Source organism: Bradyrhizobium valentinum, assembly GCF_001440405.1.
GTDB lineage: Bacteria > Pseudomonadota > Alphaproteobacteria > Rhizobiales > Xanthobacteraceae > Bradyrhizobium > Bradyrhizobium valentinum.
In genome coordinates, this window is record NZ_LLXX01000119.1 from 212,128 (window position 1) to 233,796 (window position 21,669).

Here is a 21,669-nt window from a genome sequence, read left to right on the forward strand (position 1 = left end):
GTCAGCCTTCCGTTCCGTCGAATGCGCCGGGTCGCTCCAGGATCGAATAGCCCCGCCGCCAGTTTTCGACCGCGATCTGGATCGAGCGTGCGAACATCAGCGCGAAGCCGAGCAGCACGGCGTAGTAGACGAAGCCCTTTTGAAACTTGATCGTCGTCATCCGCTCATCACCAATGATCTGGATGAATTGCCAGACCAGCTTGATCGCGTAACCAAAGAACGCGATCCGGATGAGATCGATCACGCTCGAAAGCGCGCGCGCCGGCAAATGCGGCAAGTAACGGAACAGGAGATCGACCTGGATGTGCCGCGACAGCCGCACGCACATCGCCGAGCCGATGAAGACAACGCCGATCAGGCAGTAGGTCGCAATCTCCTCGGTCCAGGCATAGCTGTCGTTGAGGACATAGCGGGTGAAGAACTGCAGGAAGACGGACAGCGCCATGATCCAGAAGATCACAAGCGCCAGCCAGTCCTCGGCGGCGTATTGCCCGAGATCGGCACCCTTGGGGACCTCGTCCTCGAAGGTATGGGCGATCTCGTCCGCCGTGATTTGCTTGTGAACTTCAACCGTCGACATGCGCTTATTCCCCCGGCTCTCACGTCATTCCGGGGCGGCTCGGAGAGCCGAACCCGGAATCTCGAGATCCCGGGTTCGACGCCGACGCGTCGCCCCGGGATGACGACTTCGTCGTCACTTCACCGCCTGGATGCGTTCCCAGTCGGCCTTGCGGTAGTCGAAGCTTTCGAAGCTGACGGTCTTGAGCACGGTGTCGCGGAACTCAGACTTATTGACCTCGGTTACCGTCAGGCCCTTCTGCTTGAAGAAATCGACCAGCTTGGCTTCGTTGGTCTTGATCTCGGCGGTCGCCTTCGCCGCCGCTTCCTGCGCGACGTCGGTGAAGATCTTGCGGTCTTCCTCGGACAACTTTTTCCAGAGCGCGCCGGACACCACGGTGTTGAGATGATCGACGATGTGGCCGGTCAGCACGATGTGCTTCTGCACTTCGTAGAATTTCTTGGCCTCGATGGTCGTGAGCGGATTTTCCTGGGCTTCAACGGTACCGTTCTGCAGGGCGAGATAGACCTCGGCAAACGCAATCGGCGCGGTATTGGCGCCGCAGGCGCGCGGCATCGCGAGATAGGCCGGCACATCAGGCACGCGAATCTTGAGGCCCTTCATATCGGCGCAGGTCTTGATCGGCTTGTTCGACGAGGTGTGACGAACGCCGTAATAAGTTACCGCCACGATGCGATGGCCGCTCTTGTCCTCGTAGCCCTTCGTAAGCTCCTTGAAGACGTCGCTCTTGGTATAGGCCAAGAGATGGTCGGCATCGCGGAAAGTATAGGGATAATAGGTCACGCCGATTGGCGGAAAGCTCTTGGCCGCAAAGCTCGAGCCCGAGATGATCATGTCGACCGAGCCCAGCGCGAGCCCCTGATTGATGTCGGTTTCCTTGCCGAGCTGCGAGGCCGGATAGACGTCGATCTGGTAACGGCCATTGGTGCGCTTGTTGATTTCACCGGCGGCCCACACGGAAGCGGTATGGAACGGCTCCGAGGTCTCGTAAACATGGGCCCATTTGAGCTTGGCCTGCGCCACGCTCGACGTGGTCGCGGCCAACAGCGCAGCGGCAGACGCCGCGAATGCAATCGTCAATTTCTTCAACACGTGAATTTCCTCCGTTGCTACAATTTGCTTTTGTTACTCAACCGGCCCGGCATTTCCCCGAACCGTTCGAATTCTTCCCGCTCAGCCGCTCCTTGCGCGGACGCCGGAAGCTTCGGCTCCGAAATTTTGCGCAAAGCGGGCCTGCGAACGCGCCAGGTGCTCGCGCATCGTCACGCGGGCCGCGTCCGGATCATGTGCGGCAATGGCATCGCGGATCGCCCGGTGCTCGGCCAGCGCCGCATTCCAGGATTCCGGATTCTCGAAATAGTGCGCGAGCTTGGCGAAGTAGGGATTGAGCCGCTGGTCGAACAGCTCGCCGACCACACGGACCAGCACCGCGTTGTCGAGACAGCCGGCCACCGCGACATGAAACGCGCGGTCATGGATCATCGAGGCTTCGCCGGGATGCTGCACGGTGGCCATCGCATCCAGCGAAGCGTCGATGCGCGCGATGTCTTCAGGTGTCGCTACCCGCGCCGCCTGTTCGGCGATGGCGCCTTCGAGGAATTCGCGCGCACGCAGCAGTTCGAACGGGCCTTCGATCTCGGCCGCCGCCGGCAAGGGAGGCGCGAGCGCCGCGGGTTCACTGACATAAATTCCAGAACCGACGCGAATCCGGACCCGGCCCTCGACTTCCAGGGCAATCAGCGCTTCGCGTACCGTCGGCCGCGACACCTTCAACTGTTCGGCTAGATCGCGTTCGGTCGGAAGCCGGCTGCCCACGCGGTATTCGCCGCTGTCGATCAATGCGCGGAGCTGATCGGCAACCTGGCGATAAAGGCGTCGCGCTTCCACGGCTTCGAGCGGCACGCTCGGCTCCTCCCTGACGATCCCCTTAAGTGAATCGATTTTTCTTGCTTTGGTCGGGCCAAGGCCAATAAATCCGGAACATTGGCCTTACCAATTGACCAAAGATTGATAGATTGGGCTCCTCATGTCAAGCGACCCGGCCAAAGTCCCGGTTTCCGGCACGAAAGACGGCGATTTCCGTCTCTCGAATGCCACCCTGCATCGGCTTCCGGACCAGATCCGGCGTCCGGCCTATGACCGCTCGCGCGTCACGCCGGGCATCGTTCATCTCGGAATTGGCGCGTTCCACCGAGCACATCAGGCGGTGGTTATCGACGACCTCCTTGCAGGCGGCGCGACGGATTGGGGAATCGTCGGGGCCAGCCTGCGCAGTCCGGAAACGCACGACGCCCTCGCCCCGCAGGATGGCCTCTACACGCTCGCCGTTCGCTCCGGCGCAGGTACCAATCACCGGATCGTCGGCTCGGTCCTCGCCACAGAAGTCGCCAAGGAGAAGCCCGGACAGTTGGTCGCGCGCCTGGCTAACCCGGCCACGCGCATCGTCTCGCTGACGGTTACCGAGAAAGGCTACTGTCATACGCCGCAAACCGGCGATCTGGATGAGAGCCATCCCGACATCGTTCATGACCTGCAGAATCCGGGCACGCCGCGCTCGGCCGTCGGATTCCTGGTGGCCGCGCTCGCGCGCAGACGGATTGCAGGCGCAGCCCCCTTCACCGTTTTGTCCTGCGACAATCTCTCCGCCAACGGTCATACCGTCGGGCGCATCGTGACGCAGTTCGCAGCCTTACGATCGCGAAATCTCGCCAAATGGATTGAAGCCGAAGTGGCCTTCCCGTCGACGATGGTCGACCGGATCGTGCCGGAGACGACGGAGGCCGACCGTGCCGCGGTTTCGTCCGCGCTCGGCATGACCGACGCATGGCCCGTGGTCACAGAGCCGTTCACGCAATGGATCGTCGAAGATCGCTTTCCGGCCGGACGGCCGGACTTCGCGGCTGCAGGCGTGCAACTGGTTTCCGACGTGACGCCATTCGAACACATGAAGCTGCGGCTGCTCAACGCCAGCCACTCGGCGCTGGCCTATCTCGGCTATCTCGCAGGCTTTGAGACCATCGCGGCCGCGATGACCGACGAGCGCTTTGCGGCATTTGCGCTGCAGGTGATGCAAGACGCGGCGCCGACGCTCGCGATGCCCGAAGGGACGGATCTGGCAGCCTATAGCGCATCGCTGCTGCAACGCTTTTCCAACCCGGCCCTGCATCATCGCACCTGGCAGATCGCGATGGACGGGTCGCAGAAACTGCCGCAACGGCTGCTCGCCACCATGCAGGACCGGCTGCGGCTGGGACTGCCGATCGATACCCATTCGCTCGCGGTTGCCGGCTGGATGCGCTACGTGACCGGGACCGACGAGCAGGGACGCACGATCGACGTGCGCGATCCGCTTGCAGCGAAGCTGAAGGCCATTGCCGAGAGCACCGGTCCGGTCGCGGAACGGCTTGCGCCGGCGTTGCTGGAAGTCGAGCCCATCTTTGGCGTGTTAGGTGCTGATCCTCGCCTGCGTAGCGCGGTCACCGGGGCGCTCACTAAACTCTACGCACTCGGTGCACGTCAGGCGGTGCAGACGTTTCAGGCAGCATGATTGGTAGGTCAGAACCATCTGGTGGCAAGGCCACATCGCGACCGCCGTTCATTTCGGAACGTCAGCAGGCTACGGCGACAACAAGATCCTGGTGAGTTGGTGACGGGGATCGGCGAGCCCGTCGATGACATCAAAATGATGCCGGCCGGGTTCTTCAATCAGGCAGGTTTTCGCGCCGAGCCCGGTCCAGATGTTGGCGAGGAGCGCGTTCTGGCGGACGAATTCCGGGCGCTCGGCGCTGCCGACCCAGCACGTCACACGTGCATTCTGCATCGGCTCCAGCAATGCGGGGCTTTCCACGAGCGCCTCGGCCTCGTCGATCCGAAGGTCCGTGTTCATGGCTGCCTTCATCAGCGGACGAAGGTCATGAACGCCGGAAATGGAGACGGTGTGGCTGATGCGCGCCCGGACATTGTCCGCGAGCGGCGACGTCGCCGAAATCATGCGTGTCACCAGATGCCCGCCGGCGGAGTGGCCGGCCAGAAAAAGCGGGCCTTCGACCATCGCGGCGGCGCGCTCGACGGCCGCGGCAATTTCGCGCGTGATCTCGGAGATGCGCACAGCCGGGCACAGCGTGTAAGAGGGCATCGCCACCGCATAGCCGCTTTCAACCGATCCGCGCGCGAGATGCGACCAAAAGCTCTTGTCGAGCGCCTTCCAGAATCCGCCATGGACGAAGACGACCAGGCCCTTTGGCCGGCCTTCCGGTCCAAAGAGATCGAAGCGGTTTCGTGCGCGCTCACCATAGTGGACGTCGAGCGTCGCGCGGCCGCTGCCATGGAGTGCGTCGCGATAGGCCTGCGCGGGTTGCACCCATGCGGCCGGCCAGCGTTCGCCGCCCGGAATGTTCGGAGCATTCGCATAGGCGTCGTTCCAGTCGGAAATCTGATGAAAAATCACGCGCTTCGGTTTCCATTCCATCCTGTGGGCCGGGCCGATGTCCGATCGATGCCCGCAGGCAACCAGTCTATACCGAGAAGAGCAACTCCCGCCCATAAATTTCAAGCTTGAAATAATCGATGGCCATGCGAATAATTCCAGGGGGCGTGGACCAGGGAAAGACATGACCGATTTCACGCGAACAAAATCCCTGTTCGCCATCCCGGATGGCGTGATCTATCTGGACGGCAATTCGCTCGGTCCCCTGCCGGTTGCAGCCGCCGATCGCGTCGGCCGCATGATGTCGGAGGAATGGGGCAAGCATCTCATCAAGGGCTGGAACGTCGCCGGGTGGATGACGCAGCCGCGGCGTGTCGGCGACCGTATCGGCCGATTGATCGGCGCTGCCCACGGGACGGTGGTGGTGGGCGATACGCTGTCCATCAAAGTCTACCAGGCGCTGGCCTCGGCGCTCGAGCTCAATCCGTCGCGGCGCGTGGTCCTGTCGGACACCGGCAACTTTCCTTCCGATCTCTACATCGCCGGCGGTCTGCTTGAATCGCTCGACCGTGGCTACGAGTTGAAGGTCGTGGCCCCCGAAGACGTCGAAGCCGCCATCGACAAGACGATCGCGGTGCTGATGCTGACCGAGGTCGACTATCGCACCGGCCGGCTGCACGACATGGGCGCGCTGACGCGCAGGGCGCATGCCGCCGGCGCGTTGACGGTCTGGGATCTGGCGCATTCCGCGGGCGCGATTCCGGTCGAATTGGAAGGTGCCGAAGCCGATTTCGCGGTCGGCTGCACCTACAAATATCTCAATGCCGGTCCTGGCGCGCCGGCCTTCATCTATGTAGCGCCGAAGCACGCCGATACGGCGCGGCCGGCGCTTTCCGGTTGGATGGGTCATCACGCGCCCTTTGCCTTTGACCTCGACTATCGGGCCGGTCCGGGCATTGAGCGAATGCGGGTGGGTACGCCTCCGATCATTGCGATGGCCGCGCTCGACGCCGCCCTCGACGTCTGGGACGGCGTCAGCATGACCGACGTGCGTCATGCATCGATCGCGCTCGCCGACCTGTTCATCCGCGAAGTCGAAGCACGCTGTCCCGAACTGACGCTGGCTTCGCCGCGGGACGCAAAGCGGCGCGGCAGCCAGGTTTCATTTCGTCACCCGGACGGCTACGCGATCATGCAGGCGCTGATCGCGCGCGACGTGATAGGCGACTTCCGCACGCCGGACATGATGCGCTTCGGCTTTACGCCGCTCTACATCGGAGCAGCCGAGGTTCGCGCGGCAGTCGACGTCATCGCCGACGTCTTGACCAATCGCCGCTGGGATACCGCGGACTACCGCAAAAAGGCGCTTGTGACATGACTGGCAAGCCCGACGAATCTTCGCGTGAGGGAGCCCAGATGTCGTTCGAAGGGCGCATGTCCTACAGCGATTATCTGCATCTGGAACGTGTTCTGGACGCGCAAGAGCCGCTTTCGGACGCGCATGACGAACTGCTGTTCATCATCCAGCACCAGACTTCCGAACTCTGGATGAAGCTGGCCATCCACGAAATCCGTTCCGCCATCAAGGCGATCTGCCACGACCAGTTGCATCCCGCCTTCAAGATGCTGTCGCGCATAGCCCGGATCTTCGAGCAGCTCAATACCGCCTGGGACGTGTTGCGGACGATGACACCCAGCGAATACACCGAGTTTCGCGATCAACTCGGGCAGTCCTCGGGTTTCCAGTCATACCAGTACCGCGCGATCGAGTTCCTCGCCGGCAATCGCAATTTGGCGCTGCTTGGCCCGCACGCCCACCGCGCCGACATCATGGCGAAGCTCGAGGAAATTCTCGCTGAGCCGAGCCTCTATGACGAGGCGCTACTGCTGCTGGCGCGCAATGGTTTTGACATCGGCGAAGACGCACGCCGAACCGACTGGCGCGTCAACCGCACGCCAAACGACGAGGTTTTGGAGGCCTGGAAGACCGTCTATGCGTCGCCGGCGAAACACTGGATGCTCTACGAGCTTGCGGAAAAGCTGGTCGATTTCGAAGACTATTTCCGCCGCTGGCGCTTCAACCACGTCACGACGGTCGAGCGCATCATCGGCCTGAAGCGCGGAACCGGCGGCACGTCGGGCGTCTCCTACTTGCGCAAGATGCTCGAGGTCGAACTTTTTCCGGAACTCTGGAAGTTGAGAACAGAGCTCTAAGACGATACCCGATAAGCGGGTTTCAGCGCGGCACCACGGCGGTCGCCTCGATCTCGACGCGGGCCGCCTTCTCGACCAGGCGCACCACCTGCACCAGCGCCATCGCCGGATAATGCGCGCCAAAAATCTCGCGATAGGCGCGGCCGAGCTCTTTCAGGCTCGCGAGATATTCCTCGATGTCGATGACATACCAGGTTAGCCGCACGAGATGCTCGGGCCTGGCGCCGCCCACGGCGAGAATCTCTGAGATGTTGGAGAGCGTCTGCCGCGCCTGCGCGACGAAGTCCGGCGCCAGATGCCCTTGCGTATCCCAGCCGATGACGCCGCCGGTCACGACAAGACGGCCTTCGGCTGCCATGCCATTGGCGTATCCTTTCGGCATCGGCCAGCCGCTCGGCTGCAGCACTTGCGGGCCCGATGACGAAGTATCGGTCTTGGGATGAGGCACCACGCTCAACGTGGGGCCTTTGGGGGCGGTCACCGGCTTTTCTCCATCAGGTTAGACGTTATTCCGCGGCGACGCTTGGCGACGCCGGGCCGGCCGCAGCCATCTGCCTCAGCGCAAAGCGCCTTAGCTTGCCGGTTTCGGTCTTCGGCAGTTGCGCGACATACTCGATCGCACGAGGATATTTATACGGCGCAATCGTCTGCTTGACGTGATCCTGCAACGCCTGCGTCAGCGCCGCGTCGCCCAGGGCGCCACCCGCCAGAACCACATAGGCCTTGACGATCATGCCGCGCGCCTCGTCGGGCGCGCCGACCACGCCGCATTCGGCGACCGCAGGATGCGACAGCAGCGCCGCTTCGACCTCGGGGCCTGCGATGTTGTACCCGGAGGAGACGATCATGTCGTCCGAACGCGCGACAAAGGACAGCCGGCCGCTCGCATCGCTGACAAAGGTATCGCCGGTCAGATTCCAGCCGTCGCGCACATAGTTCGACTGCCTCTTGTCGGCGAGATAGCGGCATCCGGTCGGTCCGCGCACCGCAAGCTTGCCGACGGTATCAGGCGGCAATTCGTTCATGTCGTCGTCGACGATTTTTGCCTCGTAGCCCGTCACGGGATGTCCCGTCGTGCCCGGGACCGCATCGCCGACGCGGTTGGTAATGAAAATGTGCAGCAATTCCGTCGAGCCGATGCCATCGAGAATGGTCTTGCCGGTCTTGCGGGTCCAGCCTTCGAACACCGGCGCCGGCAATGTCTCGCCGGCGGAAACCGCCAGCCGCAGCGACGACAGGTCGGCGCCATTATCCATCGCCGCCATCATCGCGCGATACGCGGTCGGCGAGGTGAAGCAGATCGTCGCCTTGTAGGTCTCGATGATCTTGACCATCTCGGGCGGCGACGCGTTTTCCAATAGCGTCGCCGTTGCGCCGAAGCGCAGGGGGAAGATTGCCAGCCCTCCGAGCCCGAAGGTAAAGGCCAGCGGCGGTGAGCCGACGAAAACGTCGTCCTCTGTAACGTTGAGCACTTCCCTGGCATAGCCGTCCGCAATGATCATGAGGTCGCGATGGAAATGCATCGTCGCCTTTGGCTCGCCCGTGGTGCCCGAGGTAAATCCCAGCAAGGCGACGTCGTCGCGCCCCGTCTTCACCGCGTCGAACCGGACCGGCTTGTTGAGCGCCACCCTGTCGAGCTCGGCATCATGGTTGGACGTGCCGTCGAAATTCACCACCTGCTTCAGGAAGCGGCTGGTCTTCGCGCACGCGACCAGTTCATCGGCAATGCGGCTATCGGTCAGCGCCAGCGCAATCTCCGCCTTGTCGACGATCTTGCTCAGTTCGCCGGCGCGCAGCATCGGCATGGTGTTGACGACGACGGCACCCGCTTTTGTCGCCGCAAGCCATGCCGCGACCAGCGCCGGGTTGTTGCCGGAACGGATCAGGACGCGGTTGCCGGGCTTGACGCCGTAGTTCTCCACCAGCGCATGCGCGAGGCGGTTGGACCAGTCGGCCAGTTCCTTATAGGTGCGCTGGCGGCCGTTGCCGATCAGTGCGACCCGGTCGCCCCAGCCCTTTTCGACGATACGGTCGGTCAACTCGACGGCAGCATTGAGATATTCCGGATATTGAAACTCGGACCGGTCGAGCAGCAGGTCCGGCCATTGCTCGAACGGCGGCAGATTGCGCCGCGTAAAATCATCGACATGGCCTGATGGGCCAAGAGACGGGGACGGGCTGGGAGTTCTATCTGACATTTCATCGCCTCATCAATGGAAGGCTCGAGTTCAATATCGAAGACACCCGGCAGCTTAGCTTGCCAATCATTTTAAGCTTAAAGTATTTTTTCGCAAGTGCAGAATCGAGCCTGCCCCCAATAGAATGGCCGGGCGTCGCTCGCCCGGCCCGGGGAACCCGTCTTTGCCCTAAACGGCTGCGCGGTAGGCCGGGGCCGAGGCCAGGAAGCGGCCATAGGCCGCGGCATCGGGCGGGGTAAATTTCTCCACCAGCGGATTGCGTCTTCGTCCGGCCACGCCGATATCGGCCAGCAATTCGTCAAAGTGCTTGAAGTGGTAGGGCGCGACGCACAGCCCGCCATAGACGCCGGCCGCGGGCCGCTCGACGCGCCTGAAATGCAGCATCATCTCGATGTTGTCCTGCATCTCCTTGGGCGTCGGCTGACGGGCGAGCTGGCCATCGGCGTAGCGCACCAGCCAGTTCGCCGCGAGTTCTGCGCACAACACCGTGCAGAAGCTCGAATTGAAACCGACGAATCCCATCTCGGGCAGGTCCGGATTGGCGATCAGCCGATAGAGCCGGTATTGCCCGTCGGAATCGACAAGCTTGTCGCGGTAGGCCTGCGGCAGGAAGGGCACGCCCAGTTTGTAGCCGATCGCGAGCACGGCCACATCGGCCTGGACGCGCTGACCTCCGGTCATCACGATGGAATTGCCATCGTAACGATCAAAGCTGCCTCTGATAGCCTTGATGCGCTTGTCTGCGACCATCGGGAAGAATCCGGGCGTGGCGATCGGCACTGAGCAATTGACGCCGTCTTCGATTCTCTCGTTCGGCACCATGTCGCACTTGCCGAGCTTGAGCTGCAGCTTCAGCAGGCTCTCCAGCCCGCGCCAGTTGGCCCAAACGAGCGGCTTTGCCACGGCATGCGCGAACCGCGACAGCGCGCCGATGCCCCAACTCCGGAACATCTCCTCCTGCGCGCGGATGTAGAGAATGCGTTTGAAATTGACCAGGCCGCCGATGAAATAGGGAATCCGCCACACCGGCTCGCGGTACACCAGCGTCACTTCGGCGGCGCCGGAATTGACCGCGTTGACCGCGATGTCCGTCGCCGATTTCGAACCGCCGAGCACGACAATCCTTCGGCCTTTGGCGATCATCGGATCGTTGTATTGCGAGGAGTGCAGGATGCGTCCGCCCTGCGCCTTGAACGATTCTTCGCCGGACAGACTGAGCGTCTGGGGCTCGTTGAACTGCCCGGTGCAAACCGCGACAAAATCGAAATCCTCGTGACTGATACCACCATCCGGCTCCCGCAGCTCGAGCCGCCAGCCGGGTGCGGAATCCGGCCGACGATCCATCTTCATCACGGCCGTGTTGAAGCTGATGGCGCCGAGGAGATCGTTGTCCTTTGCATACTCAGTTAGATAGGCATGCACCTGCAGCCCTTTCGGCCATTCCGGATAGGAATCCGGCATCGCCTTGTCGGTGTAACGATAGAGATCCTTCGGGCTTTGGGTTTGCACCTCGGGATAGGACCGCGCCGGTTCCCAGACGCCGCCGAGATCGCCGCTGCGCTCGACGATCGTGATCTGATGTCCGCGCGCGGCAAAGGCTTTTGCGGCCGCAAATCCGGATACGCCTGCGCCAATAACGCAGACTTTCTTTCGCCTGACCATGATGACGCCTCCAGCAAGGATGAGTTCAGGGAGCTATTCGTTGGCTTCGGGCGGCAAGAAGTTCACTTCGTGCTGCGCGGAGATCCGAACCACCTCTTCAGGGTCCGTCAGATTGTCGAGCTGGTTGAACAGCGCCTCGAGCTTCTGCATAGGCGATATCCAGAACAGCGCGCGCGCCGGCTTGTCCGACTTGTTGAAATAGCCATGCGGGATGCCGCGCGGCATCCGAACGAGGTCGCCGGCCTTGGCCTGCACCCAGACGCCGTCGAGCTTGAGATCGAGAACGCCTTCCTGCACCAGAATGAATTCATCCTGCGTCGGGTGGACGTGCACCGGCACGAACTGGCCGGGTTCGCTGTTGGTTTCGAAGGCGAAGGTTGAATCGGTCACGGCTTTGGGGAAGTAGATCTGACCGAGGATGTTCCAGGTCTTGCCGCCATAACCCGTACCATTGGCGGTGATGCCTTTTTCGAGCGCTGCCATTGTCCATCTCCTGTATCGCGGCTGACGTTGCGAAGTTTCGAATGGTTCACGCAGGCTGGATCGAGCTGAAGCGGCCGTCTAGCCGCAAAACGAATCCCGTTTGCCCTCACGCGAGGTTTTTCGGATTGCTGCGGCGCGAAATAATTGAGTCGCGTCATTCCGGGGCGATGCAAAGCATCGAGCCCGGAATCCATCGGGCGGCATCACCTGCGTGAAATGGATTCCGGGCTCGCGCTACGCGCGTCCCGGAGTGACGAAGAATGACCGTGTAGACGCCGATGCCTTCCGATCGGGCACCCACGGCCATCAAATCGCCTTTCCAACCACGGCACCTGCAGATATTATAGGCTTCAAATAATGCAGAGGACCGGGCTGTGGCGACGGGCACCAGCATTGCCAGGCATGACCCCGCCGCCCGGCTGGCGGCGTTCAACCGCGTTTCGACCGGCAGCGTCGATGACGCCGCTGCCGCGATCGGACGCATATTCTGCCCGCATGCACTGACGCCGGCACGTGAAACGGCATCCGAATTCTTCGCGCTGCATAACAGCGCGGTCTTTGGCGGCTTCTCGGTCAACTACGTCGCCTATGGCGGATCGGTATCGATCGACCCCGGCTGTCTCGAGCGCTTCTTCCTGTTGCAGATCCCTGTGCACGGTTCGGCGCGGATTGAGACGGCCTCGCGCGATATCGCGACCGCTCCCGGCGCCAGCGCCTCGCTGTTGTCGCCGACCATTCCCACGCGAATGGCCTGGGAGAGCAACTGCGCGCAGCTCATTCTGCTGGTCGATCGCCGCCTCCTGGAGCAGCGGGCAGCGGCGCTGTCGGGCCGGCCGGCGTGTGCGATCGAGTTCGAGCCTGCGGTTGATCTCTCTTCTGCAGGCGGCCGAGCGCTTCAGTCGCAGATACTGGACCTCGTCGATCTCGCCGAACGCCTCGGACCGCGACGGCCGCTTTCGCCGGCGGCGGCGGCCAATGTACGCGAAACACTGTTGGGTGCGTTGCTCCACGGCCAGCGCCACAGCGCGAGCGAGGCGATCGACCGATTTGGCGGCCGGGCCGAAGCGCTGCCGCCGCCGTTACAGCGGGCGCGGGATTTCCTGTATGCGCATGCGGAAGAGCCGCTGGATCTCACGCAGCTTGCCGCTGCCGCAGGCACGGGTATCCGCGCGCTACAGCTCGGATTTAGGCGGCATTTCGGAACGTCGATCTCGGAGATGCTGCGCGACATCCGGCTGGCGCGTCTCAATGTCAGATTGACCGCCGCCGCTCCTGACGAAAGCATCACCGACATCGCGTTCGAGCTCGGATTTACCCATCTGAGCCGGATGGCGAGCGCCTATCGGACCAAGTTCGGTGAAACGCCCTCGGCGACCCTGCGCGGAATGAACTAGCGCCCGGCGAGCTGGCTCAACGGATCCTCCCCGACGCCGGATATCAGGCGGTCCGCGCCTTTGCGGATTTCTGAGCCGACGCTTTGGTCTTGGCCAACAGGCGCATCAATTCACGCACGTCCTTTGGCGTGAGGTCGCCGAAGATATCGGCAATCCATAATTCGTGTTCCGTCGCCATCTTGCGGAATTCGGCCCGGCCCGCCTTGGTCAGACGGATCACCTGCACGCGACGATCGGCCTCCGAGGTACGGCGATCGAGGTGCCCGGATTCGACGAGTCGCTCGACCAGCCCGGTGACATTGCCGTTCGAGACCATCATCCGCTTGGAGACATCTGAGAGCGTCATGCCCTCCGGAACCTTGTCGAGCTGGGCCATCAGGTCGAACCGCGGCAGCGTGACGTCGAAGCGCTCGCGTAAGCGGCTGCGCACCTCGCCCTCGATCAGGGTCGTGCAAGTCAGGAGGCGAAGCCATAACCTGAGTTCGTCGCCATGATGCTCCGGGAGCTCGACGGCCTTGGTCTCTGAATCAAGGATCATGATGCAAATTTTGTCCGGCTTGGGCGTTCGGTGATCCGAACAGGCTGCAGCTTGGGATCATTGCCCAGATTTCTTTAAGTTTCAAGCAATTGGCGCATGGCTTGCATGGATGCGTTCTGCTTGCAGGTGCAGTCACCGTCAGAATAAGCTGCACTGCATTTGTTGTGGCGTGGGTTTGGGCGGCAGAGGCCGAACGGAGGAATAAACATGAAGCAGTCGTTGAAGCTGACCGGACTTGCCGTTTTGCTGGGGGTTGCCGCAGCTCCGGCCGTAGCGCAGGAGAAGATCAGGATCGGCGTGATCACGACCTTGTCCGGCCCGGCGGCCGTACTCGGCCAGCAATCCCGCGACGGCCTGCAACTCGGAATCAAGGACCTCGGCGGCAAGATGGCCGGCAAGGACGTCGAGGTCGTCGTCGTCGACGACGAGCTCAAGCCCGATGGCGCCGTGACCAAGGCCAAGGGCCTGCTCGAGCGCGAGAAGGTCGATTTCGTGGTCGGACCGATCTTCTCCAACATCCTGCAAGCCATTCACCGGCCGGTCACCGGAAACAAGACGTTCCTGATCAGCCCGAACGCAGGGCCGTCGAGCTATGCCGGCAAGGAGTGCAGCCCGTTCTTCTACGTGACCTCCTACCAGAACGACCAGGTTCACGAGATCCTCGGCAAGGTCGCGCAGGACCGCGGCTACAAGCGCATATACGTGCTGGTGCCGAACTATCAGGCCGGCAAGGATTCGGCGGCCGGCTTCAAGCTGGATTACAAGGGCGAGATCGTCGAGGAAAGCTACACGCCGCTGGGCACGCTGGATTTCCAGGTGGAGCTGACCAAGATTTCTTCTTCCAAGCCCGACGCATTGTTCACCTTCATGCCGGGCGGCATGGGCGTCGGCCTCGTCAAGCAGTACCGGCAAGCCGGCCTTGCCGACAAGATTCCGGTGCTGTCGGCATTCACCGTCGACGAATCGACCCTGCCCGCGCAACAGGACGCCGCCGTCGGCATGTTCGGCGGCGCCAACTGGGCGCCGAACATGGACAATCCGCAGAGCAAAAAGTTCGTCACCGCTTATGAAGCGGCCTATAACAGCGTGCCCGGCACCTACGCCATGCAGGGCTATGACACAGCCATGCTGATCGACAGCGCGGTGAAGGCGGTGAAGGGCGACCTCACAAACAAGGACGCCGTGTCGGCTGCGCTCAGGAAGGCCGAGTTCACCTCGCTGCGCGGCGACTTCAAGTTCAACGCCAACGGCTATCCGATCCAGAATTTTTATTTGACGAAGGTCGCCAAGCGTCCGGACGGAAAATTCCAGACCGAGATCGTCGAGAAGGTGTTTTCGAACTATGGCGATCGCTACGCCAAGGATTGCACGGCGGGCAAATAAGTCATCAAGAGGAGCGACACCATGAAAACCGAAATCGCCGGCATTACCCGCGCCAATGAAGGCATTCAGGGTATTTCCTGGAGCATTCTCGGCCAGACCTATGTGCCGAAAAACGTTACCGAGCATTCCTTCTCGTGGCATGCGACCCTGCCGCCCGAGACCTTCGTGCCGCCGCATATTCATCCCGACCAGGACGAATATCTCTACATCCTCGAGGGCCAGCTCGACTTCCTCCTCGACGGCGCCGACACGCAGGCGACGCCGGGCGATCTGGTGCGGCTGCCGATGGGCAAGCCGCACGGCATCTTCAACAAGTCCGGCCGCCCCGCGAAGGCGCTGTTCTGGGTGTCGCCGACGCGGCGGCTCTACGATCTGTTCTGGGCGATCCACAACATGAAGGAGCAGACCCCTGACGCAGTGGTGGCGCTGGCGGCCGAGCACAACATCCATTTCCTGCCGCCGCCTCCGGGGGCGTGACTGTCGATCCTCATGGTGAGGAGGCGCTTCTTCAGCGCCGTCTCCGGACGATGCTCCGCATCGCCGGGAGAACCATGAGGCCACAGACGGGCATTCATCCTTCGAGACGCGGCGAAGACGCCGCTCCTCAGGATGAGGACCTCGAAGCTTACGCCCGCACCGCTGCCAGTCCCAGCGCCGGCGGTGCGAAGCCGGCCTTGGAGGCATAGCCGCGCACGATTGCCTCGCGCTGGGCGTGGCTCAGCACCTTCTCGATATCGGTGAATCCGTCAGGCGCCAGTTGCTCGACCGCGTCGATCACGCCTTCGGGGCCACCGCGGCGGTTGGCGCGCACGATCTCCGCCGTCATCGGCAGGCGCTTCTGTTCATAGGCCACCAGCGCCTGGCGCGGATGTTCGCTGCGCGCCAGTTCATCGGCGAGCACGCGGGCATCGAGGATCGCCTGCGAGGCGCCGTTGGATCCGACCGGATACATCGGGTGCGCGGCATCGCCGAGCAGCGTGACCCGGCCCCAGGTCCAGTACGGCAGCGGATCGCGGTCGCAGCACGGATATTCGTAGAATTCCGGCGTCGCCGAGATCAGGCTGCGCACGTCGAAATAGGGCACCTTGAACCGCTCGACATGCGGCATCAGTTCCTCGCGCTTGCCGGGCCGTGACCAGTCCTCGCGGCGCGGCGGCGGCGAATTGCCGTCGCCGATCTTCACCAACACCGCCCAGTTGGTCAGCCGGCTCGACGGGCTCAAGCCTTCCGCAATCGGATACACCACGACCTTGGCATTCAATCCGCCGGCCACTATCATCGAGCGGCCAGTCAGGAACGCCGGCCAGTCGCGCGCGCCGCGCCACAGCATCAAGCCGTTCCAGCACGGCGGCCCCTCGTCCGGAAACAGCATCTCGCGCACCCGCGAATGAATGCCGTCGGCGCCGATCAGGATGTCGCCGTGCGCGGTCGTCACGTGTGCGCCGGTGCGATCGAAAAAGTGCGCGACCACGCCGCCCTCGTGCTGCGCGAACGCGCCGAGCCGGCAACCGGTGTGGATCGCCTCATGACCGAGCCGCTCCTCGACGGCGCGATAGATCACGCTTTGCAGGCGGCCGCGATGAACGGAGAATTGCGGCACGTCGTGTCCGGCATCGAGGCCGCGGGGCTCGCGCCAGACTTCCTGGCCGTGCCGGTTGAGATAGTACAATTGGTCGGTGCGTATAGCGGCGGCATCCAGCCGGTCGAGCAGGCCGAGGCCCGTCAGTTCGCGGATCGCATGCGGCAGCGTGTTGATGCCGACGCCGAGTTCGCGGATGGTTTCGGACTGCTCGAACAATTCGCAGTCGATGCCGCGCGCGCGCAACATCAGCGCAGTGGTAAGGCCTCCAATGCCGCCCCCGACGATGATCGCTTTCATGCGCTCTACTCCACTCTCTTCCTCAACCTCGCCCCGCTTCCGGGAAGAGGGAGGGATCGCGCAAGCCTGCCATTCACCTTATTCGGCTGCAAGCGGCTTTGTTGCCTCGGCTTTCAGCTCGGCGCGGGTTTTCGGCTTACCCTTAATTTTGAGGTCCTCGAAATCCTGCCGGTCGCGCACGCTGTTGCGGAAGATTTGTTCCTTGCCCGGCAGATATTGCGGCGGACAGGCAATATCGGCGCCATACCAGGCCGCCGCCCGCATCGTGAAGGACGGATCGACCAGATGCGGCCGGGCGAGCGCGACGAGATCGGCACGACCGGCGGCCAGAATCGTGTTGACCTGATCTGCGGTGGTGATGTTCCCGACGCACATGGTTGCGACCCGGGCCTCGTTGCGGACCTGATCGGAGAATGGTGTCTGGAACATCCGGCCGTAGATCGGCTGCGCGTCGCGCACGGTCTGCCCTGTCGAGACGTCGACCAGATCGACGCCGGCCTCCCCAAACGCGCGTGCGACCGCCACCGCGTCGTCGCCAGTGATGCCGCCCGCAGCCCAGTCGGTGGCGGAGATGCGCACCGACATCGGCTTGTGCGGCGGCCATGCCGCACGCATCGCCTCGAACACCTCCAGCGGATAGCGCAGCCGGTTGGCGAGCGAGCCGCCATATTCGTCGGTGCGCTGATTGGTGAGCGGCGAGATGAAACTCGCCAGCAGATAGCCGTGGGCGCAGTGCAGTTCCAGCATGTCGAAACCGCAGGCCTCGCCACGCAAGGTTGCGGCGACAAACTCTTGCTTGACGCGGTGCATCGCGGCGCGATCCATCTCGCGCGGCACTTGGCTATCCGGGAAGTAAGGCAATGGCGACGCCGAGATCGTATCCCAGCCGCCCTGCTCCAGCGGCCGGTCCATCCCTTCCCACATCAACTTGGTCGCGCCCTTGCGGCCGGCATGTCCAAGCTGCAGGCAAATTTTCGCGGCAGAGTTGGCATGCACGAACTCGACGATCCGCGTCCATGCGGCCTGCTGCTCGTCGTTCCACAGTCCGGTGCAGCCCGGCGTGATGCGGGCGTCGCGCCCGACGCAGGTCATCTCGGTGAAGATCAGCCCAGCGCCGCCGATGGCGCGCGAGCCGTAATGCACCAGATGGAAATCGCCGGGCACGCCCTCTTTCGCCGAATACATGCACATCGGCGACACCACCGCGCGATTCCTGACTTCCATCTCGCGCAGTTTCAGCGGCTGGAACATCGGCGCAACCGGCTTGTCGATATCGACGTCGAACCCCTTTGAACGAACCTGCTTCGCAAAGGCCTTGTCGACCTCGCGGACGAACTCCGGCGCGCGAAGCGTGAGGTTATCGTAGGTGATCGCCTTGGCGCGGGTCATGACGCCGAAGGCGAACTGTACGGGATCGAAATCCCAGAAGCGGTCGACATGCTCGAACCAGACCAGCGATACGTCAGCAGCATGCTGGGTCTTCTCGACCTCCTCGCGCCGGCCATGCTCGTAGGTCTGCAACGCGTCGTGGACGGTCGGCGCCTGCGCCATCGCGTCAGCCAGTGCGATGGCGTCTTCCATCGCGAGCTTGGTGCCGGAGCCGATCGAAAAATGCGCGGTCGCCTTGGCGTCGCCGAGCAGCACCATGTTGTCCTTGACCCAGCGCTGGCTGCGGATCATCGGGAAATTGCGCCACATCGAGCGGTTGATCAGCAGCGGATGGCCGTCGAGGAACCAGCCAAAAATCTCGGCCATCCGATCGGCGGATTGCTGTTCGCTCAGGCCTTCGAGCCCGGCACGCTGAAACGTTCCGGCGTCGGTCTCGAAGATCCAGGTCGAGCGGCCCACTTCATATTGATAGGCGTGCGCAATGAACGGCCCCCACTCCGTCTCCTGGAAGATGAAGGTGAAAGCGTCCAGCGGACGGGTCGATCCCATCCAGGCGAACTTGTTGGAGCGTAGGTCGACCTGCGGCTGGAAGTGTTCGATGTGCTTGTCGCGGAAGCGGCTATTGATACCGTCGGCCAGCACGATGAGATCGGTGTCGGCAAAGCGGCTTTCGTCGTCGATATCGGTCTCGAACAGCAGCGTCACGCCGAGTTCGCGGGCGCGCTCCTGCAGGATCAGCAGCAGCGTGCGGCGCGAGCAGCCGCAGAAGCCGTTGCCGCCGACGCGGTGCACGGTGCCGCGGAAATGCACGGCGATGTCGTCCCAATAGGCGAATTCCTGGGTGATACGGCGATAGCTCGGCGGATCGTACTTTTCGAAATTGTCCAGCGTCGCATCGGAGAACACCACGCCGAAGCCGAAGGTGTCGTCGGCGCGGTTGCGCTCATAGACCGTGATCTCGGCCTGCGGCCGCTGTTTCTTCAAGAGGATCGCGGCGTAGAGACCGGCCGGTCCGCCGCCGATAATCGCGATCTTCATCTACCGCCTCCGAGACAGGCTTTGGGGCTAGTTCGAAATTACTTTAAGCCTAAAATAATTTTCGGGCAAGGGGGCTGGGCACCACATACTCCACCCTCATCCTGAGGAGCGGCCGTTAGGCCGCGTCTCGAAGGATGGCCGCGGGGCGAGATCGGGCCTGCATGGTTCGAGACGGCGCTAACGCGCCTCCTCACCATGAGGAACGACGCTCAATTCCCCTGAAACACGGGCGTCCGCTTGTTCGAGAACGCCTCGAAGGCGCGGGCGAAATCCTCCGTGGTCATGCAGAGCGCCTGGGCGACCGCTTCGGCTTCGATCGCCTCCTCCACCGACATCGCCCATTCCATCGCCAGCATACGCTTGGTCATGGTGTTCGCGAAAGTGGGCCCATCCGAAATCTGCTTGGCCAGAAGCTGCGCCTGCGCCAGGACCTGCTCTGCCGTGACGATACGGCTGAAGAAGCCCCAGCGCTCGCCCTCCTCCGCGGTCATGAAGCGACCGGTGTAGAGCAGTTCGGATGCCCGCGATTGGCCGATGATGCGCGGCAGGATCGCGCAGGCGCCCATGTCGCAGCCGGCAAGCCCAACCTTGTTGAACAGGAATGCGACCTTGGCGCCGGTGGCGGCCAGGCGCAGATCGGAGGCCATCGCAACGATGGCACCGGCGCCGGCGCAGATGCCTTCGACGGCGGCAACGATCGGCTGCGGGCAGGCCCGCATCGCTTTCACGAGATCGCCGGTCATGCGGGTAAAGGCGGTCAGTCCCTTGGTGTCCATCTGGATCAAGGGGCCGATGATCTCGAACACGTCGCCGCCGGACGAGAAGTTTCCGCCCGCGCCTGTCACGACGATGGTTTTGACCTCGTCATCGATCGCACAGGCGCGGAAGAAATCAGTGAGCTCGCGGTAGCTTTCGAAGGTCAGCGGATTCTTTCGCTCGGGGCGATTGAGCGTCACCGTGGCGACGCGGTCGACGACGGCCAGCAGAAAGTGCTTTGGCGAATAGTCCGCCAGCGGCAGCGTGACGGGATTGGCTGGCTTGCTCATGTTCTCTCCTCGTTATTCCTTGCAGGCGCGCTGACTAAACCTCGCCGCCGGCGACCGCGATGGCCTGTCCCGTGATAGCGGCGGCGCCTTCGCCGCAGAGCCAGAGCACGGTATCAGCCACTTCCGACGGCACGACCAGGCGTCCTTGCGGATTGTGCTTCGACAGTTCGGCAATTGCTTCGTCGCGGCTGCGGCCGGTCTTCTTGATGATGTTCTCGATCGAGCCTTCCAAGAGATCGGTTTCGGTGAAGCCGGGGCAGACGGCGTTCACGGTGACGCCGCTCTTCGCCGTCTCCAGTGCCAGCGAACGGACGAGGCCGATCACCGCATGCTTGGCTGCGCTGTAGGCGCTGACATAAGCATAGCCCTTCAGGCCGGCGGTGGAAGCCACCGCGACGATCCGGCCGCGGCGGCGCTCGATCATTCCCGGCAATACGGCTTGCGTGACGTGGACCACGCCCATGAAATTGACGTCCATCATCCGCTGGAACAATGCTGCATCGGAGCGGCCGAACGGCGCGGATTCAGCCGCGCCCGCATTGGCAATGAGGATGTCGATCGGTTGTCGCGCGGCGGCCTCGGCAACGGCTGATTTGACCGCGGCGTGATCGGCGACATCGGCGACCGCCGCGAACTTCGCCGCGCCGGAGCTAACAGCTTCATCCAACGTCGCGCGATTTCTGCCGAGCACGGTGACGGTAGCACCCGCTTCCGTCAGCGCCGCTGATATTGCAAGGCCGATACCCCGCCCGCCGCCGGTGACGAGCGCATGGGAGGAACGCGACAATGGGGACATCGGTTGAGCCTCCTGGATGATGGTTCAGCATATATTTTAAACTTCAAGCTTTTGCAAGGAAGTGGCGAGGCCACGGTTACTGCTGCTTAATCAAGGGGTCGTCCCTGCGAACGCAGGGACCCATAGCCACCGCCGCCCATCGTGGAACGAAAGCCGGCCACCATCTTGGCAAGACAACATCCGCCGCGGCGTATGGGTCCCTGCGTTCGCAGGGACGACGTGAGGATGGATTTCGGGTTTCGACCGTCAAACAGCTCGCTCGCAATGACGGTGGATACAGTTTCGCGATCTCGCGGCGCTGACCGCCCGAGGTTTGCATCTTCGTTTGCCCTCTTCGAAATCAGAGGGCGCAGGGAAGACCGGGTGCTTGCTGCACCCGCGGTCTCGCGTGCGATTTGCGCAAACAAAACTGCACACGAGCATACAGGGCAGCGGGAGCATTCCGGCCTTCCCTGCGCAATGGCTTTACGGCTTACTTCGTGCTCTCCCCGGTGAACGGCTTTCTTGCCACCGTCGTCGGCGGGATACTTCCTGCCAACTTAACGCCAGCACCGCGGCGTCCGGACCACACGACTTCACCGTACGCTTCCGGCGCGTACGTCTAGCGCGCCATCTGCGTCCATCGCATCTCACCGCACGTTCG

General features: G+C 62.8%; 19 protein-coding genes. 6 read left to right on the forward strand and 13 right to left on the reverse strand.

The window, feature by feature from the left end; translation table 11 throughout:
- Window position 1: 1 nt before the first annotated feature.
- The 3 genes from CP49_RS19055 to CP49_RS19065 form a co-directional block, all read right to left on the reverse strand.
- Window positions 2-580, reverse strand: coding sequence for a TRAP transporter small permease (locus tag CP49_RS19055; RefSeq protein ID WP_057851731.1), 579 nt, complete (start codon window positions 578-580; stop codon window positions 2-4).
- Window positions 581-694: 114 nt separating this feature from the next.
- Complete coding sequence (locus CP49_RS19060) at window positions 695-1,672, reverse strand: sialic acid TRAP transporter substrate-binding protein SiaP (protein WP_057851732.1); 978 nt, start codon at window positions 1,670-1,672, stop codon at window positions 695-697.
- A gap of 81 nt (window positions 1,673-1,753) precedes the next feature.
- Window positions 1,754-2,482, reverse strand: coding sequence for a FadR/GntR family transcriptional regulator (locus CP49_RS19065; RefSeq protein WP_057851733.1), 729 nt, complete (start codon window positions 2,480-2,482; stop codon window positions 1,754-1,756).
- 124 nt (window positions 2,483-2,606) lie between these two features.
- On the opposite strand from CP49_RS19065, the gene CP49_RS19070 reads away from it, so the two are divergent.
- Window positions 2,607-4,127, forward strand: coding sequence for a mannitol dehydrogenase family protein (locus CP49_RS19070; RefSeq protein WP_057851734.1), 1,521 nt, complete (start codon window positions 2,607-2,609; stop codon window positions 4,125-4,127).
- Window positions 4,128-4,196: 69 nt separating this feature from the next.
- Here CP49_RS19070 and CP49_RS19075 read toward each other — a convergent pair whose 3' ends face one another.
- The gene (locus tag CP49_RS19075; protein WP_057851852.1) at window positions 4,197-5,027 is read right to left on the reverse strand and encodes an alpha/beta hydrolase; all 831 of its coding nucleotides are present in this window, start codon (window positions 5,025-5,027) and stop codon (window positions 4,197-4,199) included.
- A 163-nt stretch (window positions 5,028-5,190) separates the two neighbouring features.
- Between CP49_RS19075 and kynU the strand changes: the two genes are divergently transcribed.
- Together kynU and kynA are read left to right on the forward strand one after the other, a co-directional pair.
- Entirely contained in the window at window positions 5,191-6,384 is a 1,194-nt protein-coding gene (gene kynU, locus CP49_RS19080; protein ID WP_057851735.1) for a kynureninase, read from the forward strand.
- The gene (kynA, locus tag CP49_RS19085) at window positions 6,381-7,220 is read left to right on the forward strand and encodes a tryptophan 2,3-dioxygenase (RefSeq protein WP_057851736.1); all 840 of its coding nucleotides are present in this window, start codon (window positions 6,381-6,383) and stop codon (window positions 7,218-7,220) included. The genes kynU and kynA overlap by 4 nt, the downstream gene beginning before the upstream one ends.
- Window positions 7,221-7,242: 22 nt before the next feature.
- On the opposite strand, the gene CP49_RS19090 is transcribed toward kynA, so the two are convergent.
- From CP49_RS19090 to CP49_RS19105, 4 genes are all read right to left on the reverse strand, one after another.
- Window positions 7,243-7,701 carry a RidA family protein gene (locus tag CP49_RS19090; RefSeq protein ID WP_057851737.1) on the reverse strand — a complete coding sequence of 153 codons (459 nt, stop codon included), beginning with the start codon at window positions 7,699-7,701 and terminating at the stop codon, window positions 7,243-7,245.
- Window positions 7,702-7,726: 25 nt separating this feature from the next.
- Window positions 7,727-9,418, reverse strand: coding sequence for an AMP-binding protein (locus CP49_RS19095; RefSeq protein ID WP_057851738.1), 1,692 nt, complete (start codon window positions 9,416-9,418; stop codon window positions 7,727-7,729).
- Window positions 9,419-9,586: 168 nt separating this feature from the next.
- Window positions 9,587-11,101, reverse strand: coding sequence for a flavin-containing monooxygenase (locus tag CP49_RS19100; RefSeq protein WP_338060366.1), 1,515 nt, complete (start codon window positions 11,099-11,101; stop codon window positions 9,587-9,589).
- A gap of 12 nt (window positions 11,102-11,113) precedes the next feature.
- On the reverse strand, window positions 11,114-11,563 hold the full coding sequence (locus tag CP49_RS19105) for a cupin domain-containing protein (protein WP_057851740.1): 450 nt from the start codon (window positions 11,561-11,563) through the stop codon (window positions 11,114-11,116).
- 374 nt (window positions 11,564-11,937) lie between these two features.
- Between CP49_RS19105 and CP49_RS19110 the strand changes: the two genes are divergently transcribed.
- Complete coding sequence (locus tag CP49_RS19110) at window positions 11,938-12,957, forward strand: AraC family transcriptional regulator (protein WP_057851741.1); 1,020 nt, start codon at window positions 11,938-11,940, stop codon at window positions 12,955-12,957.
- Between the two features lie 43 nt (window positions 12,958-13,000).
- Here CP49_RS19110 and CP49_RS19115 read toward each other — a convergent pair whose 3' ends face one another.
- On the reverse strand, window positions 13,001-13,495 hold the full coding sequence (locus CP49_RS19115) for a MarR family winged helix-turn-helix transcriptional regulator (protein WP_057851742.1): 495 nt from the start codon (window positions 13,493-13,495) through the stop codon (window positions 13,001-13,003).
- 207 nt (window positions 13,496-13,702) lie between these two features.
- Between CP49_RS19115 and CP49_RS19120 the strand changes: the two genes are divergently transcribed.
- Together CP49_RS19120 and CP49_RS19125 are read left to right on the forward strand one after the other, a co-directional pair.
- A complete protein-coding gene (locus CP49_RS19120; protein WP_057851743.1) occupies window positions 13,703-14,878 on the forward strand; it encodes an ABC transporter substrate-binding protein in 1,176 nt (391 codons plus the stop codon).
- Between the two features lie 21 nt (window positions 14,879-14,899).
- A complete protein-coding gene (locus CP49_RS19125; RefSeq protein WP_057851744.1) occupies window positions 14,900-15,355 on the forward strand; it encodes a cupin domain-containing protein in 456 nt (151 codons plus the stop codon).
- 148 nt (window positions 15,356-15,503) lie between these two features.
- On the opposite strand, the gene CP49_RS19130 is transcribed toward CP49_RS19125, so the two are convergent.
- The 4 genes from CP49_RS19130 to CP49_RS19145 all read right to left on the reverse strand — a co-directional run bounded on the left by CP49_RS19130 (window position 15,504) and on the right by CP49_RS19145 (window position 21,026).
- Entirely contained in the window at window positions 15,504-16,757 is a 1,254-nt protein-coding gene (locus CP49_RS19130; RefSeq protein ID WP_057851745.1) for a flavin-dependent oxidoreductase, read from the reverse strand.
- A gap of 78 nt (window positions 16,758-16,835) precedes the next feature.
- Entirely contained in the window at window positions 16,836-19,184 is a 2,349-nt protein-coding gene (locus CP49_RS19135) for a bifunctional salicylyl-CoA 5-hydroxylase/oxidoreductase (protein WP_057851746.1), read from the reverse strand.
- Window positions 19,185-19,393: 209 nt separating this feature from the next.
- The gene (locus CP49_RS19140) at window positions 19,394-20,230 is read right to left on the reverse strand and encodes an enoyl-CoA hydratase family protein (RefSeq protein ID WP_057851747.1); all 837 of its coding nucleotides are present in this window, start codon (window positions 20,228-20,230) and stop codon (window positions 19,394-19,396) included.
- 34 nt (window positions 20,231-20,264) lie between these two features.
- The gene (locus CP49_RS19145; protein WP_057851748.1) at window positions 20,265-21,026 is read right to left on the reverse strand and encodes an SDR family NAD(P)-dependent oxidoreductase; all 762 of its coding nucleotides are present in this window, start codon (window positions 21,024-21,026) and stop codon (window positions 20,265-20,267) included.
- Between the last annotated feature and the right edge of the window lie 643 nt (window positions 21,027-21,669).

Excerpts from the sequence above, each read along its gene's own strand:
- CP49_RS19055 (WP_057851731.1), bottom strand. The coding sequence starts at position 580 with ATGTCGACGGTTGAAGTTCACAAGCAAATCACGGCGGACGAGATCGCC.
- CP49_RS19070 (WP_057851734.1), top strand. The coding sequence starts at position 2,607 with ATGTCAAGCGACCCGGCCAAAGTCCCGGTTTCCGGCACGAAAGACGGC.
- kynU (WP_057851735.1), top strand. The coding sequence starts at position 5,191 with ATGACCGATTTCACGCGAACAAAATCCCTGTTCGCCATCCCGGATGGC.
- kynA (WP_057851736.1), top strand. The coding sequence starts at position 6,381 with ATGACTGGCAAGCCCGACGAATCTTCGCGTGAGGGAGCCCAGATGTCG.
- CP49_RS19095 (WP_057851738.1), bottom strand. The coding sequence starts at position 9,418 with ATGTCAGATAGAACTCCCAGCCCGTCCCCGTCTCTTGGCCCATCAGGC.
- CP49_RS19105 (WP_057851740.1), bottom strand. The coding sequence starts at position 11,563 with ATGGCAGCGCTCGAAAAAGGCATCACCGCCAATGGTACGGGTTATGGC.
- CP49_RS19115 (WP_057851742.1), bottom strand. The coding sequence starts at position 13,495 with ATGATCCTTGATTCAGAGACCAAGGCCGTCGAGCTCCCGGAGCATCAT.
- CP49_RS19120 (WP_057851743.1), top strand. The coding sequence starts at position 13,703 with ATGAAGCAGTCGTTGAAGCTGACCGGACTTGCCGTTTTGCTGGGGGTT.
- CP49_RS19125 (WP_057851744.1), top strand. The coding sequence starts at position 14,900 with ATGAAAACCGAAATCGCCGGCATTACCCGCGCCAATGAAGGCATTCAG.
- CP49_RS19130 (WP_057851745.1), bottom strand. The coding sequence starts at position 16,757 with ATGAAAGCGATCATCGTCGGGGGCGGCATTGGAGGCCTTACCACTGCG.
- CP49_RS19135 (WP_057851746.1), bottom strand. The coding sequence starts at position 19,184 with ATGAAGATCGCGATTATCGGCGGCGGACCGGCCGGTCTCTACGCCGCG.
- CP49_RS19140 (WP_057851747.1), bottom strand. The coding sequence starts at position 20,230 with ATGAGCAAGCCAGCCAATCCCGTCACGCTGCCGCTGGCGGACTATTCG.
- CP49_RS19145 (WP_057851748.1), bottom strand. The coding sequence starts at position 21,026 with ATGTCCCCATTGTCGCGTTCCTCCCATGCGCTCGTCACCGGCGGCGGG.